This is a genomic window from Bacillus sp. FSL R9-9410 (genome assembly GCF_038050385.1).
In the GTDB taxonomy this organism is placed as follows: domain Bacteria; phylum Bacillota; class Bacilli; order Bacillales; family Bacillaceae_G; genus Bacillus_A; species Bacillus_A cereus_U.
Window position 1 is genome coordinate 4,090,099 of record NZ_JBBOTV010000001.1, and the last position, 14,687, is coordinate 4,104,785.

Genomic DNA, 14,687 nt, shown 5'->3' on the forward strand with positions numbered 1-14,687 from the left:
GAAATTTCTGAATACTAATCCGAAATAGCATTTATTACAAATAAAACTATTATCCTTACAACACTGTAAGTCTCTTGTCATCCAATTCGATAGTTGCAATTACTATATTTCTTTATACTAAAAGTAAGAAATGAAAAAAAAAACAAGGAGAGATGAGATATGAAAAAAGTGATGGAAGTTGTAGTAGCAGTGGCAGAGGTTTTCGTAAATGGTAAACAAGTTGCAATGGAGTTAAACAAATAATGAAAAGGACAATATTCTTTCTAGACCCTTTACTCATATAAAATAGATAAGAATTCATCATTTCTTTGATCCCTTATCTCCTTATAAAGAAAGCCGTATCCCTAATAAGGATACGGCTTTCTCTTATTTTTGATTCGTACGGGCTGAAATACTAATTGCTCTATCTGTTGCTTTTGCAGCTTCATCTAAAGCTTCTTTACTATTCTTTCCGTCATACATTGCTTCTAATGCTTTTACAACTGCATCTCTTGATTCTGGGAATACACTAATTAATGCCCCTTGAGTTGCTGGAGATTGCTTCGTCGCTTGCAATTGTTCTACTGTTACTTTTAACTGTGGATATTTTTCGTATTGATCTTTTACTAACGGCCCATTATATGCATCTGGATTAATTGAGAAATATCCTGTTGCTGTATGCCATTTTGCTTGTACATCTGGCTTCGTTAAATATTTCATAAAGTCCCAAGCACCTTGCTGCGTTTCTTCTGAAACCATATTCGTCATCCATAATGATGCACCGCCAATAACAACACCATTTTGTTTCGAATCTTCTGGATACGGAATATACGAAACGCCTACATTAAACTTAGATGCATCAATTAAATCACGAATACCAGCTGAAGAATCTAAATACATAGCAACTTGTCCAGACTGGAACGCAGCACGAATATCATCCCAACTTGCTCCATACTTTCCAAGTGCACCAGCTTTATTTAGTTCATCTAACATTCCAAATACTTTCTGTCCTTCTTTACCGTTAAATACCGCTTTCTTTGCAGCATCTTTACGGCCGTTTTCGTTGTCTACATATAAAGCACCTTGTGTCGCTAACAATTCTTCAAAGAACCAACCATAATTCAGCATTGAAAATCCATACTGTTTTACATTTCCGCCTTCTTTAATCGTTAACTTTTTCGCCGCTTCTTTTAATTCTGCATATGTTTTCGGAGCTTTCTCTGGATCTAATCCAGCCTTTGCGAAAGCATCTTTATTATAAATTAATACTGGTGTAGATGAATTAAACGGCATAGAATACATTTTTTCATCAACTGAATAATAGTTCGTAATTGCTTTTTCTAATTTTGATGTATCGTACTTATCTTTTTTAATCCAGCTATCGATAGGCGTAATCTTTTTGCTATCAATCATATACTTCGTTGTAATTTCACTCGATTGAACAAGAGCTGGCGCTTCTTTCGTTGCAGACATCGTTTTAAATTTCGTTAAAGACTCTTCGTATGTTCCTTGGAACTCTGCCTTTATCTCGTATTTATTCTGCGACTTATTATAGTCTGCAACAAGCCCATCTAGTACACCTTGTGTTTTTCCACCCATTGCATGCCAGAAACGAATTACAGTTTTATCACCATTCTTTTCAACTGGAGCTACTTTTGCCTGTGCTTCAGGTTTCCCCTCTGTTTTACTATTTGAACAAGCTGCGCCGGTTAATGCCATTGTGGCTGCCATTAAAAGAGCAGCACTTTTTTTCAATAAACTCATCTCAATCCCACCTTTTCCTATGTATGCTTATTTAATTGCACCTTTTGTTAATCCTTTTTGTAATTGCTTTTGCCCTAAAAATAATAAAATCAATGTTGGAATGACGATAACCGTAACACCGGCCATTACACTGCCCCAATCAGTTGCAACTTCTTGAGATTGAAGCTGCTTTACACCAATTTGAACTGTTCTTACTTTTTCATCAGTGGTTACTAAAAGCGGCCACAAATACATATTCCACGTTGTTAAAAAGCTATATACTCCAAGAGTAATAAAACTCGTTTTACAATACGGAATTACAACGCTGAATAAAAACCTTACATTTCCAATCCCTTCAATAAAAGCAGCTTCTTTCAGTTCATTCGGAAGTGTCATAAAATGTTGACGTAGTAAGAAAATACCGAAAGCTGTTGCAAAGAATGGCACTGTCATCCCAGCAAAGCTATTGATCCAACCAAAGTTTTGAATCGTTAAAAAGTTCGGTACCATCGTTGCTTCCCATGGAATAAGCATCGTTGAAATAAACAGGAAGAAAATTACGTTTCTCCCTTTAAACTGAAGAAAAACAAAAGCATAAGCGGCTAAACTGGATACGATAAGTTGTCCAATCATAACAACTGTCGATACAATTAAACTGTTGTATAAGTATGTAAAAAGCGGTACTTTTTGAAAGATATTAATAAAATTATCGAAAGTAAATTGGGTCGGAAATAACCTTCTCATTTGAATATCGTCTGGTGTCATAAAGCTTATTAAAAACGCATAGAGTACAGGAAAAAACACCATTACTGCACTAATAATGAGCAGCATGTATAATAGGAAATTTTGTTTCCACTGTTTAACGATCATTTATAATGCACCTTTCTCTCAGCAAACTTAAATTGAAGTAATGTAGCAATGAAAATGAAAATAAATAATACCATAGCTTGTGCACTTGCTGTTCCAAATTGATGATTCACAAATGCCTCTTTATAAATCGAATACACAATTAAATTCGTTGCATCATTCGGTCCACCGTGCGTTAAAATATCAATTTGTCCAAAGCTTTGGAACGCACTAATTAACGTTACTGTCACGATAAAAAATAAAGTTGGTGATAGCATCGGTAATGTGACGCGGCGAAGCTTATATAAATAACTAGCACCATCTATAGATGCACTCTCATATAAAGACGTATCAATATTTTGTAAACCACCTAATATAACTAAAAATGCAAATCCTGTATTCACCCAAACCGTTGTAACCGATACAGAAAACAGTGCCCAGTCCGGACTCGTTAACCATGCGATTGCCGGAAGATTCATAGAGGCTAATATATTATTAAATAACCCTACACTTGGATGAAATAAAAATAGCCAAATCACTGCACTAGCAGCTACTGATATTCCCATCGTTGAAGAAAACAGTACTCGGAATAACCCGATGCCTCTTACTTTTTCATTTGCAATTAATGCAAGAAATAAGGCGAATACAATACTAGTAGGCACTGTATATAAAACAAATAATAAAGTTGACTTTATACTTTTATAGAAAGCAGGATCAGAGAATAAATATTGATAATTTTCTAAGCCAACGAAAAGATTAGCTTCTCCGTGTATATCTGTTAAATAAAAACTATAATAAATCGTCCTAAACAATGGATAGAAAAGAAAAATCGAAAATAGCAAAATAGATGGCGCCAAAAACAATAATCCTATTCTTAAATCTTTCGTTCTGCCCCATAAATGCTTCTTTTTTGACACTTTTGTTTGAACTGGTAACTTACCTACTTCAATCATTATTTCGCCACCACTTTCAACTCTTCTTCAGCTACCACTTTTAATCTTTCATTCGTATTTTGGTGAAAGAAGCATAGCTTTTCTTGCGAGAATAATAATTTTACTTTGTCACCTTTGTTCAGGAGTAACTGTCCGATGACTTTCGCACTCCAAGTTGTTCCGTTTATCGCAAAGTTTAATATAGATTCATTCCCTAGTACTTCTACAGATTGCAGCGTCACTTCTTGTCCTTCCTCAGACAGTGCAATATGCTCAGGACGCATACCTATTCGAATAGTTCCTTCTGGTAATTGCTTTAGCTGTCCAATAGATAATGGGATTTGCAATTGCCCTATATGTAATATGCCTTTTTCTTTATCCACTTCCCCATCATTTATATTCATAGAAGGAGAACCTATAAAACTTGCAACAAACTCGTTTGCTGGTTCGTTATATATATCAAGCGGTGTTCCAACTTGTTGTATACTTCCTTTATTTAAAACCATAATACGATCTCCCATAGTCATTGCTTCTATTTGATCGTGAGTAACGTAAATCATCGTAATTCCTAATCGTTGCTGAATTTCTCTAATTTCAATCCTCATCTGTGCACGTAATTTCGCATCTAAATTCGAAAGCGGTTCATCCATTAAACAAATCGGTGCTTGACTGACGATGGCCCTAGCAAGTGCAACACGCTGTCTTTGTCCACCTGATAGTTGCCCAGGCTTCATTTTGACATATTCCTTCAACCCTACCATCTCAACAGCTTCCATCAATCGTTTTTGTCGTTCTTCTTTCTGTACTTTTCTTACCTTAAGTCCAAATAAAATATTTTCTTCTACAGATAAATGTGGGTATAGCGCATAATTTTGAAATACCATTGATAGATTACGATCTTTTGGCTCTAAATCATTTGCAACATGTTCATTAATAATTAAATCTCCCGAAAAAATTTCTTCTAAACCAGCCAGCATTCGTAATAATGTACTTTTTCCACATCCCGAAGGTCCAACTAAAACAAAAAATTCTCCTCTTTTAATATGAACTGATACGTCTTTAACTGCTGTCTCTTCCGCATTTTTATATAGCTTTGAAACATTTTTTAATTCAATCACAAGGTTGCACTCCTTTTTTCTTCTTGTATCCACACTTCATAATGACTCGTTGAAATTGCACTTGCTCCTGCACGAATTGCGATTTCTGCATCCTCTCGCGTTTGAATCAGCCCACCTGCAATAATAGGGAATTTTATTTCCTCCGCTAGCTGTTTAATAATAGAAGGCATAATACCAGGCATAATCTCTACTGCATTCGGTTTAGTCGTTTTACAATTTTCAATTGATTTTGTAAGAGATAAAGTATCAACAATAAAAATGCGTTGAATCGTTTTCAATCCAATTTTATTGGCATTTCGAATTGTCGATCCCTTTGTCGAAATAATACCTTGTGCTCCGATAACATCTTGAATATATAAAAGTGCTTCCTCTGTGTTCGTATTTAATCCTTGTATAAAATCACAATGAAGAAATACATCGTGTCCATGTTTCTGTAGTTCATATACACGCTCTGGTAACTCCAGCATTGAACCAGTCATAAGAAAAACTGTTTTCGGTAATTTTTTGTATGTTTTATACCCTTTCCAATCCTTTATCATCGCAATATAAGGTTCTTTAAACATTCATTCCACCTAGCTTTTCTATTTTTATCCAAACTAAAAACACCTACTTACATAGAACACCCTTCTCCTTATTTGAACTCTAGGGAATAGAGCACACCTAAGAAAGTGGCACGTTATATGTAAGTGGGTGTTCTCAAATGTTCTCTACCCTAGTTATTTTGTTACCTTTACTATATTACGCATTTATTAAGTCAGTTTTGATAAATTGTTAATTAGGTGTTAATCGAATGTAAATATTCACCACATCATTTTTTAAATCAATCTATATATACGAATATACTTTTAAAAAATGCAACGATGTTTAAAATTCAATCAATATGTAAATTCATTCCATAGTTAATGAGTTTTAGTTTTCTCGCCACTGCTTGTGAAGCACAATTATCCCAAGAAGTACTATACAGTGGAATACGTTTTTCTTCTTTTATTGATATTGCCCATGCTGCAACAACATCCGAACCATATCCTTTTCCTTGAAACTCCGCTAAAGTTTCCACACTTGCCTCAGCAGCTATGGGCGTACTTCTGGCACTGCAACATATAGAAACTACCTTTTCATTTTTTATAATTGCAAAATAAGGTTGCCTCCATTCCATCTGTTCTATTAGATTAGGGAAATTTTCTCGCAAAAGCTCTTTATTTTTCTCTGTTATTTGTATCGCCCTAGTTGGCTTATTTAAATTATTTGGAAACATGTAAGCAGAACCCATCCAAATATTCTCCACCGTTCTCTCATCATTTAATACTTTAATAATCTTTGCTATCTCTATATGATTTGAACATTCTAAAATTAATTTCTCAATCTTACTTATCATTTCACTATCCAGATCATAATGATATCTCTTTATATTCCCTTCACGAGTTCTGCCAAGAAAAAAACGCGGTGCTTTCGGATTTCCCTGTTCATTTACACATATCATTTTTCCTACTTGATTATGAACAAATAAAACCTCTGCCTGAATTGCTATTAACTCAAGTTCTGAAAGCCTCATTTATATCCTCCTTAGTTACTATGTGTATTCTCCATATACTATCTATCCATTCATACTCTATTTTTCATGTTCAAAACAAAAATCCCATTTAAATACACATTACTGAATCCATCATACTAAATGACTTCTTCATTCTGTCTATCTAAATGGGATTAATTCGTACCCTTTATTTCTTCTTCTTTTTACTCCATTGGTTGTTGTGGCTGCACTACTTCATTCGCTCCAGCTATCCTCAACATATTTGCAATATCTTTAAAGCCTCTTTTTTCAGCATATTGCAATGGCGTAATATTTTCCTTATTGGCCATATTTACATCTGCTCCGTGGTCAATAAGCATTTGAATTACTTTCTTATGGCTTTCACTACCATTTCCTAATACAATTGCCTCTAATAGCGCTGTACCACCACGTTCATTTTTATAATTCACATCAATATCTGTATGCTCTAATAATTCTTTAACAACCTCTACATGACCACGCTCAGATGCAGAAATGAGTGCTGTGCCACCTGACTTAGTCGTTTCTTTCGTATTAACCCCTGCATTAATTAGTAGCTTTACAATATCCGTATATCCTTCTCTACTTGCATAAAGAAATGGATTGCTTTGTTTCTCATCTTTAATTTCAATATTAGCACCTACACCAATTAATGCTTTAACTGTCTCTACATGATTTTGATACGTTGCTGCAAGGACAGGCGTTTCTCCGTTGTCACCTTCTACGTTTATATTTGCTCCATCCTGAATCAACTTCATAGCTGTTTCTGTGTCTCCAAGAGTCGCAGAAAGTAGCAACTGTTTGTCCATTAAATTTATACTTTTTTCTTCTTTAACTTCATCTTGTTCTTTATGCTTTTCTTTTTTCTTTTCACTTTTCACATGAACCGGTTTCGATTCTGGTTCTTCTTGCTTATCGCAAGCCACTACCATCATTAAAAGTCCTAATAACATACATAATAAAATTTTTTGTTTTCTCACAACTACAGCTCCTATGAAAGATAATGTTTTCTTAACCATTCCTCCATCACATACAATAACTCTTCTTGAGTACATTTATCCATAAGCCCTTTATATTCCTTCTTTAATCGGATTATCTTAAACTTATACTATGTTTCTCAACCTATTGGAATGATACGCCTGATGGCCTCATCATTAACATTATGAAGCAATTAGTTTAGCACGTTTTTACCGCATTTGTATACATTTCTAAAAAGTACATAAATGATTGCTTTAGGTTACTATATTCCATTGTAACCGTTCTTCTGAAAATTTTACACCTTTTCTATATTTGCACCTGAGTAATAATAGAAAAGGACAACCATACATGGTTGTCCTACATTATAAATACTTCTTCACTTTAATGGGAATGCCCACCGTTATTCCCTTTTGTTGGTTTCCCCATCATCTCTTTATTCATTTCCCATTTATGCTCTGCTAGCTCTTTATACGAAAGAACTTTCCCCTTATAGTTAGATACAAAGCTCTCTGCATCTTTTTTATTTTTAAATGAAATGACATTATAAGCCATTGGTGTCGTTATTGTTTTATCATATACGTAAGTGGCATCTTCTAACGAAACCCAATCTTTCGAATCATAATCTCGAACAAATTTTTCTTTCGTCTTTTCACCTGAATTAATCTCCATCCATTTATACATACAACCAATATCATCAAACTTTAACGCTTTTCCGTTTTCTAAAATGATTTCTGTTGCAAATTGATTATCCATTACCCCAATTTGGCAAATATCACACTTATCATGTTTCTCATCAATCGCAACAGCTTTTAGTTCCTTTTTCCCACATCCTACTATCGTAAATATGAAACATAAACATATAACAAGTACGACATATTTTATCCTCATCAATATTCCTCCCTAAAAACCGTTTACTCCACGAAAAGAATATCAAAAGGTTGTGTGAGATTTGTGAAAAAACAATGTTCTTTTTGTAATATATGGAACAAAAAAGAGATGTGCAGTTACTTCTACACATCTCTCATCATTCACAACCAGTAATTAATAAATCATCTTCTAACTTAACTAATAATGTGTCCGCATCAATGTTCTGTCCAACTTCTACATTTACTAATCTTATATTTCCACTGATCCCTACTGCGATTTTTTCAACCTCACCGTCATTTTTTCGGATCATCATTAATTTCTCCCATTCATATACGTAAGAGGATTCATTAATACAAATCTCTTCTACTATTCCTGTACATGAACTATAAATCTCTTCTATTCTTGTTTTCATTCAAAATCTACTCCCTACTTCACGAGCTTCTCTTTTTCACCTTATTCTACCATTCTTGTATACAGGTATTTATCTTTTTAAAAATTCAAAATTACCTCGTGAACAAAATGATCAAAATAAAAATTATGCTTCTAATGATGTTATTTTTCTAATTATTTACCATCCCTACTGAAACTCTTATTATAAACAAAAAACCTTTTTTCAGAATTTTTATTTTATTTTGAAAGCGCAATCATTTTTGAGGGGGAGATTATGTGTTAGCATTACTTGGATTCGCAATGGTATTTGTCTTTATGTTTTTAATTATGACTAAACGTATGTCAGCATTAGTAGCATTAATATTAATTCCAATTATATTCGCGTTAATTGGTGGATTTTATGCAGATATGGGGCCTATGATGCTAGAGGGAATTAAGAAATTGGCACCTACTGGTATTATGCTTATGTTTGCCATTTTATATTTCGGAATTATGATTGACAGTGGTTTATTCGACCCCGTAATCGGTAAAATATTGAAATTCGTAAAAGGAGATCCTTTAAAAATTGTTGTCGGTACAGCTATATTAACTATTATCGTCTCTCTAGACGGTGATGGTACAACAACATATATGATTACAGTTGCTGCAATGTATCCACTGTATAAACGTCTCGGAATGAATCCACTTATATTAGCTGGGGTTGTTATGTTAGGAGCAGGAGTGACAAATCTTACACCTTGGGGTGGACCAACAGCTCGGGTTATGAGCGCACTTGGACTTGAAGCATCCGAGCTCTTCACACCGCTTATACCAGGAATGATTGCTGGTGCCATTTGGGTTGTTTTCGTTGCCTACTACCTTGGAAAAAAGGAAAGGAAACGTTTAGGAATTATGGATGTACAGTATTTAAAACAAATGCAAACAATGGATGAGCAAGCTGCAACAGTCGAAGCTACAGTACATAAACGTCCTAAACTGCTATGGATTAACTTTTTATTAACTGTTGCCCTACTCGTCTGTCTCATACTAGAAGTTATGCCGTTACCTGTGTTATTTACAGTTGCTTTTGCTATTGCCGTTATGATTAACTATCCAAACTTAGAACAACAGAAAGAACGTATTGCGTCTCACGCTGGAAACGTTTTAGCCGTTGTTTCTCTCGTATTTGCTGCTGGAATTTTCACAGGTATTCTATCTGGAACAAAAATGGTAGATGCGATGGCTCAAAGTGTGGTTACTCTCATACCAGATGCTCTTGGACCTCAGCTTCCAATTATTACAGCTCTTCTAAGTATGCCGTTCACATTTTTCATGTCCAATGATGCGTTTTACTTCGGGGTATTACCTATTTTAACAAAAGCCGCTGCGGCTTACGGAGTTAGCGCAGCTGAAATGGGGCGCGCTTCATTACTTGGGCAACCTGTTCACTTACTAAGCCCTCTTGTCGCTTCCACTTATTTATTAGTCGGAATGGCCAAAGTTGATTTTGGTGAACACCAACGCTTTACTTTACTTTGGGCTGTTGGAACAACAATGGTTATGTTGATTACTGGAATTGTAATTGGAATTATTCCAATATAAGATGAAACTAGAAAAAACAGTAGAGGAAATGTAATCCTCTACTGTTTTTATTGTTGTGAAAGTCCCCTATGAAGAAACGCGGAAATACCTTCTTTCTGGCCTCCCCACACTTCCATATATAAGCTCCGCATGCACTTTCTTTCCAGAGATCAAATACTCTAAATAGCGCCTCGCAGTTGATCGGCTTACACCTACCATTGAACTTAGCATCTCTGCAGTAATTCCCTCCTCATTAACAGTTAACATATGCTTTTTTATTTTTGCTAACGTTAAAGGATCGATTCCTTTTGGCGCATATTCTATTGGATTTGCCTGCACCCCTCTTTGGGACCATAGATGTTCAATCTGTTCTGAAGATAATTGAGCATTTTTCTTTAACTTCGTAATCTTCTTTTGATAACTTTCTAAACTTGTTTTAAACCGATCAAATGTAAGTGGCTTTACGATATAATCTGTTACCCCGCCTCGTAAAGCATGCCGCACTACATCCGTCTCTGATGCGGCTGTAATCATAATAATATCTGTATCATGCAAATTATGCCTAATATATGTGACGAGTTCTGTCCCTTGCATGTCAGGTAAATATACATCTAATAAAACGAGTTGTGGCTTTACAAACTCTAGCCATTCTTTCGCCTGTTCCCCAGTCGTTGCTGTTCCAATTACTTTAAACCCCTCAATTTTTTCAGTAAAACGACGATGAATTTCCGCAATCCGAATATCATCTTCTACAATCAATACTTCAATCCCCTCATTCATTACAATTCGCCTCTCTCTTTCGGTAATGCAATGATAAATAAAGCACCACCTAAATCCCCTTTTTCAATCGCAATACTTCCATTTAAATCTTCCACTAACTCTTTCACTTTCGCTAATCCATATCCACGTTTTTCGCCCGCCTTCGTCGAAAAACCTTTATAGAATATGCTTGTAATTATTTCATCATGAACACCTTGTCCTGAATCTTCTACTTCAATTAATATTTCTTCCCCAATGTCTGTTACAAACATTCTTACTTTCTTATCATGATCTTGATTTCTTTCAATTGCTTCAAATGCATTCGTGATCAAATTCCCTAAAATAGAAACAACGTAATTACTCTCAATATGTGGGCTTAAATTTTCTAAACTACTTTCCCGATCTAGCATAAAATCAATCTTCAACTCTCGTGCCCTATTATAAAATCCAATTAAAATCCCACCTAACCATGGATTTTGAATTCGTTTCATAATAAATTGAACGAACTCTTGATATACTGCCGTTTCCTTATGAATAAGCTCTAAAGCATCTTCATAAGACTCTAATTGAATAAGACCTGAAAGCGTATACAATAAATTGTTATATTCGTGCGTTTGCGCCCGTAATGCCTCTGTATACTGCCGTGTTTGAGACAATTCCGCTGTTAATTGATCCATCTCAGATTTCAGGCGTAAGCTGGATACTACACCCGTTACTTTATGATTAACTTTAATAGGGAGACGATTGGCAATAACATCCTGCCCCTTTATATTTAATTGGCGATCAAATTGTTCTTCTCCGGTTTGAAGTACATCCAGTATCGATGAATTAGGAATAACATCTAAAATAAATTTCCCTATTACATTTTGTTGTTTATCTAAAGAAAGGATATCGTATGCTGCTTGATTTACTAAACTAACCATTCCATTTTTATCAATTACTACAATCCCTTCACGTACAGATTGAATAACTGTACTATGCTCCTCATATAAAGATGAAATTTCTTCTGGCTCCATTCCAAACATCATCCGCTTAATACTTTTTGCTAAATATACAGAGCCAATTATCCCAATTAACAGACCTGTTATTGTAATCCAAAACACACGCTTTCCATACACTTCTATCGCTCCATGAATATCATCCATTGAAAAACCGACAGATACTACACCAATAATTTCATTATCCTGATTACGAATTGGGACTTTTCCGCGTAATGAAGGCCCTAATGATCCCGTTGCTTTCGAAACGTAAGATTTCCCTTCTAATAGAACCCCTTTGTTATCTCCGCCCACCATAGCTTCTCCTATTTTATCTCGCTTAGGATGTGCATAACGAATACCATCTTTATTTCCAACTACAATAAAGTCAGCATCTGTTTCGATTCGAATTTTTTCTGCAATTGGCTGAATAATAGAAGCTGGATTTTCTTTTTGAAAAGCTTCCTGGATTTCCGGTATAGCAGCAACTGTTTTCGCAACATGCAACGCTCTTTTTCCAATTTGCTCCTCTACTGTTTCAGATAATATGTAGTAAAATAAATAACTTGTTAACAGCAGTACAACAAGAATAAGTGTGCTAATAGTTAATGTAATTCTCGGTTGCAGCTTTAATTTTTTAAATTTCAAAACCATTCCCCTAACATGACTAAAGATAGAATTTAAAGAAAATACAGTTTTTTGATTTTCACCTTTAATCATAACACGGCTACTATATATTTCTTTATCTTTATCTTCATAAAAAAAGAAACGAAGTAAAATTACTACCCCGTTTCTTAATGCTTGTTATTACACTTTAAATTTACCAATCATTACTTGTAGTTCTTCTGCCATTCCCGATAAATGAACTGCTGCTGAATTTATTTCTTCTACTGAAGCTACTTGTTCTTCAGAGGAGCCAGCAATATTTTGAACGCTTGCTGCATTTTCTTCAATCGTTGCTGCAATTTCATTAATAGATGCACTTACTTGTTTTGTATCTATCGTCATTCGCTTCGCTACATCTACCATACTATCAATTTGTACAACTGTATCATTTGTAGATTTCAATATTTCTACAAAGCTTTGCTTCGCCTCATTTGCAACTACAAGCCCTGATTGTACCTCTGTCCCAACTTGATTCATAGAACTTACAGTTTCTTTTATATCAAATTGTATCTCTTTCACTAACTTTCCAATTTCCGTAGAAGACTGTCCCGATTGTTCCGCTAGTTTACGTACTTCATCTGCTACAATTGCAAAACCTCTTCCTTGCTCTCCAGCTCTTGCAGCCTCAATTGCAGCATTTAATGCTAATAAGTTTGTCTGCTGTGCAATATGTTGAATCACTTCTAGAATAGCTCCAATTTGCTTTGACTTATCATCTAATAACGTAATGACTTTGTCTGACTGTGAAACAGACTCATGAATTAATTGCATTTGATTCACAGTTTGTTCAACTAACTTTCCACCATCTTCAGCTTTTTTCTTCGTATACATAGATGCTGTGGATACTAATGAAGAGCTATCCGCAACACGCTGAATTCCTTCTGTAACTTCTTCTAACAAAGTCGCTCCTTCTTCAACTTCCCGCGTTTGTATTTCTGCACCACTCGATACTTGTTCCATCGCTTGTGTAATTTGCTCTATCGCTTCACCTGATTGCTTCATGCTAGCTGTTAATTCTTCTGAAGATGCTGCTACATGACTTGCTGAAATATTTATATTGGAAATGACATTATGTAATGATGATGCCATCTCGTTAAAGCTTTCTCCTAACTGCCCAATTTCATCTTTAGAATGAACTGTAATTGATTCTGTTAAATCACCTTCACTAATTTTTTTCGATGATATTACAAGTTGTTTTAACGGTTTAATAATAGAAGCAATTATAAAGTAAATTAAAACCCCGCCGATCATTAATGAAATACCAATAACAGTTATCGTTTTATAGAAAATAGGCTCCGCCGCTTGAATAATTTCTTTTGAAGGCATAATTCCTGCTATTTTCCATCCAGTTTTCTTACTCGTTTTAAAAGTAATATTACGATCTTCACCATCTAATGAATAATGAAAATCACCAGCTTCCTGTTTATAAAATTCCTTACTAAGTTTCTCTTCTAATTTCTCTCCTGGCTTCAGTGTCGGGTGTGCGACTACATTTTTATCTTGATCAAATATCGCTACATACCCTTCCTTACCGATATTAACCATCTTAGAAGTAGTTACAATATCATTGATAATTAAGTCAATCCCGAGAACACCACTTTTATCTTCGTTTTGTTTTGCTAGTGTAATAACAATATTCCCTGTCGTTTTTGACTTATATGGAGCAGTTACAATCACTTCTCCGCTTTTTTTCACTGCCTCTTTATACCAATCTCTTTCTGTAGGATTATATCCTTCGGGCATTTGAATAGCTGGTGATTGAATAAATTGTCCATTACTAGATCCTGTATAGATCGCTTCCATTTCTGGATGTAATTTATTATATTCTTCTAGTTTATTTTGGATGTTTTGAATTTGATCCGCTTGGTAACTTGATTGTGTAAATAATTTCGTAAAATAAGTTGCATCTACTTTTTTACTATCCAATTCCTTATTAATTACATTATCCAAAATTTTTATATTATCTTTCGCCGATTTTAAAATCGTTTCATTAAAATTTGTTTTCGCCTGCTGATAAGACGTCCAACCAATTACAATACTTGGAAGAATTAAAATAATAATAAATGACACAAGTAACTTTGTTTTTAAACTACTACTCCTTAATTTCCTTTGAAACATATTCCTACCCCTTCATACCGTTTTACATGCAATAACTTACAATTAATCTATTTATAAAAATTATAAGATATAAATACGTTAATGAGACTCTTTATTTCTCTTTACTCATCTTTCTAAATTTAAAAGATTATTGCATACATACTTCATTCTATAAAAATTTAATAATTAAAACAATGTATAAAAATGTATATTATTCGAAATATTA

13 protein-coding genes and 1 pseudogene are annotated in these 14,687 nt (G+C 34.5%); 1 reads left to right on the top strand and 13 read right to left on the bottom strand.

Going from position 1 to position 14,687, the window contains the following annotated elements; translation table 11 throughout:
• Nucleotides 1–366 precede the first annotated feature (366 nt).
• From MKX77_RS21285 to MKX77_RS21325, 9 genes are all read right to left on the bottom strand, one after another.
• On the bottom strand, nt 367–1,743 hold the full coding sequence (locus MKX77_RS21285) for an ABC transporter substrate-binding protein (RefSeq protein WP_341307738.1): 1,377 nt from the start codon (nt 1,741–1,743) through the stop codon (nt 367–369).
• Between the two features lie 27 nt (nt 1,744–1,770).
• Nucleotides 1,771–2,592, bottom strand: coding sequence for a carbohydrate ABC transporter permease (locus tag MKX77_RS21290; protein ID WP_341307739.1), 822 nt, complete (start codon nt 2,590–2,592; stop codon nt 1,771–1,773).
• On the bottom strand, nt 2,589–3,521 hold the full coding sequence (locus tag MKX77_RS21295) for a carbohydrate ABC transporter permease (RefSeq protein WP_341307740.1): 933 nt from the start codon (nt 3,519–3,521) through the stop codon (nt 2,589–2,591). The genes MKX77_RS21290 and MKX77_RS21295 overlap by 4 nt, the downstream gene beginning before the upstream one ends.
• The gene (locus MKX77_RS21300) at nt 3,521–4,618 is read right to left on the bottom strand and encodes an ABC transporter ATP-binding protein (protein ID WP_341307741.1); all 1,098 of its coding nucleotides are present in this window, start codon (nt 4,616–4,618) and stop codon (nt 3,521–3,523) included. Before MKX77_RS21300 ends, MKX77_RS21295 begins: the two co-directional genes overlap by 1 nt.
• Nucleotides 4,615–5,181: a glycerol-3-phosphate responsive antiterminator gene (locus tag MKX77_RS21305; RefSeq protein WP_002010401.1), complete on the bottom strand. Its 567-nt coding sequence runs from the start codon at nt 5,179–5,181 to the stop codon at nt 4,615–4,617. Before MKX77_RS21305 ends, MKX77_RS21300 begins: the two co-directional genes overlap by 4 nt.
• Before the next feature lie 308 nt (nt 5,182–5,489).
• Nucleotides 5,490–6,170 (bottom strand): GNAT family N-acetyltransferase, encoded by a 681-nt coding sequence (locus tag MKX77_RS21310; RefSeq protein ID WP_341307742.1) that lies wholly within the window; start codon nt 6,168–6,170, stop codon nt 5,490–5,492.
• Nucleotides 6,171–6,352: 182 nt separating this feature from the next.
• Nucleotides 6,353–7,222: an ankyrin repeat domain-containing protein gene (locus tag MKX77_RS21315; protein WP_215555172.1), complete on the bottom strand. Its 870-nt coding sequence runs from the start codon at nt 7,220–7,222 to the stop codon at nt 6,353–6,355.
• Between the two features lie 304 nt (nt 7,223–7,526).
• A complete protein-coding gene (locus MKX77_RS21320) occupies nt 7,527–8,033 on the bottom strand; it encodes a nitrous oxide reductase accessory protein NosL (protein WP_215555171.1) in 507 nt (168 codons plus the stop codon).
• Between the two features lie 136 nt (nt 8,034–8,169).
• On the bottom strand, nt 8,170–8,424 hold the full coding sequence (locus tag MKX77_RS21325) for a hypothetical protein (RefSeq protein WP_341307743.1): 255 nt from the start codon (nt 8,422–8,424) through the stop codon (nt 8,170–8,172).
• Between the two features lie 254 nt (nt 8,425–8,678).
• Here MKX77_RS21325 and MKX77_RS21330 point away from each other — a divergent pair, with 254 nt between their 5' ends.
• Entirely contained in the window at nt 8,679–9,983 is a 1,305-nt protein-coding gene (locus tag MKX77_RS21330; RefSeq protein ID WP_341307744.1) for a CitMHS family transporter, read from the top strand.
• 66 nt (nt 9,984–10,049) lie between these two features.
• Here the strand turns inward: MKX77_RS21330 and MKX77_RS21335 are convergent, their stop codons facing one another.
• From MKX77_RS21335 to MKX77_RS30730, 4 genes and pseudogenes are all read right to left on the bottom strand, one after another.
• Nucleotides 10,050–10,742 (bottom strand): response regulator, encoded by a 693-nt coding sequence (locus MKX77_RS21335; RefSeq protein ID WP_199674495.1) that lies wholly within the window; start codon nt 10,740–10,742, stop codon nt 10,050–10,052.
• Nucleotides 10,742–12,352 carry a sensor histidine kinase gene (locus MKX77_RS21340; protein WP_341307986.1) on the bottom strand — a complete coding sequence of 537 codons (1,611 nt, stop codon included), beginning with the start codon at nt 12,350–12,352 and terminating at the stop codon, nt 10,742–10,744. Before MKX77_RS21340 ends, MKX77_RS21335 begins: the two co-directional genes overlap by 1 nt.
• A 153-nt stretch (nt 12,353–12,505) precedes the next feature.
• Entirely contained in the window at nt 12,506–13,453 is a 948-nt protein-coding gene (locus tag MKX77_RS30725) for a methyl-accepting chemotaxis protein (RefSeq protein WP_445819119.1), read from the bottom strand.
• A pseudogene (locus tag MKX77_RS30730) lies at nt 13,448–14,482 on the bottom strand (HAMP domain-containing protein); the annotation flags it as partial. The pseudogene MKX77_RS30730 and the gene MKX77_RS30725, both read right to left, overlap by 6 nt.
• Nucleotides 14,483–14,687 lie beyond the last annotated feature (205 nt).

What these genes read in the sequence shown, in the direction of transcription:
- MKX77_RS21290 (WP_341307739.1), bottom strand. Translation starts at nt 2,592, where the DNA reads ATGATCGTTAAACAGTGGAAACAAAATTTCCTATTATACATGCTGCTC.
- MKX77_RS21340 (WP_341307986.1), bottom strand. Translation starts at nt 12,352, where the DNA reads ATGGTTTTGAAATTTAAAAAATTAAAGCTGCAACCGAGAATTACATTA.
- MKX77_RS21295 (WP_341307740.1), bottom strand. Translation starts at nt 3,521, where the DNA reads ATGATTGAAGTAGGTAAGTTACCAGTTCAAACAAAAGTGTCAAAAAAG.
- MKX77_RS30725 (WP_445819119.1), bottom strand. Translation starts at nt 13,453, where the DNA reads ATGGCATCATCATTACATAATGTCATTTCCAATATAAATATTTCAGCA.
- MKX77_RS21320 (WP_215555171.1), bottom strand. Translation starts at nt 8,033, where the DNA reads ATGAGGATAAAATATGTCGTACTTGTTATATGTTTATGTTTCATATTT.
- MKX77_RS21335 (WP_199674495.1), bottom strand. Translation starts at nt 10,742, where the DNA reads ATGAATGAGGGGATTGAAGTATTGATTGTAGAAGATGATATTCGGATT.
- MKX77_RS21325 (WP_341307743.1), bottom strand. Translation starts at nt 8,424, where the DNA reads ATGAAAACAAGAATAGAAGAGATTTATAGTTCATGTACAGGAATAGTA.
- MKX77_RS21315 (WP_215555172.1), bottom strand. Translation starts at nt 7,222, where the DNA reads ATGTACTCAAGAAGAGTTATTGTATGTGATGGAGGAATGGTTAAGAAA.
- MKX77_RS21305 (WP_002010401.1), bottom strand. Translation starts at nt 5,181, where the DNA reads ATGTTTAAAGAACCTTATATTGCGATGATAAAGGATTGGAAAGGGTAT.
- MKX77_RS21310 (WP_341307742.1), bottom strand. Translation starts at nt 6,170, where the DNA reads ATGAGGCTTTCAGAACTTGAGTTAATAGCAATTCAGGCAGAGGTTTTA.
- MKX77_RS21285 (WP_341307738.1), bottom strand. Translation starts at nt 1,743, where the DNA reads ATGAGTTTATTGAAAAAAAGTGCTGCTCTTTTAATGGCAGCCACAATG.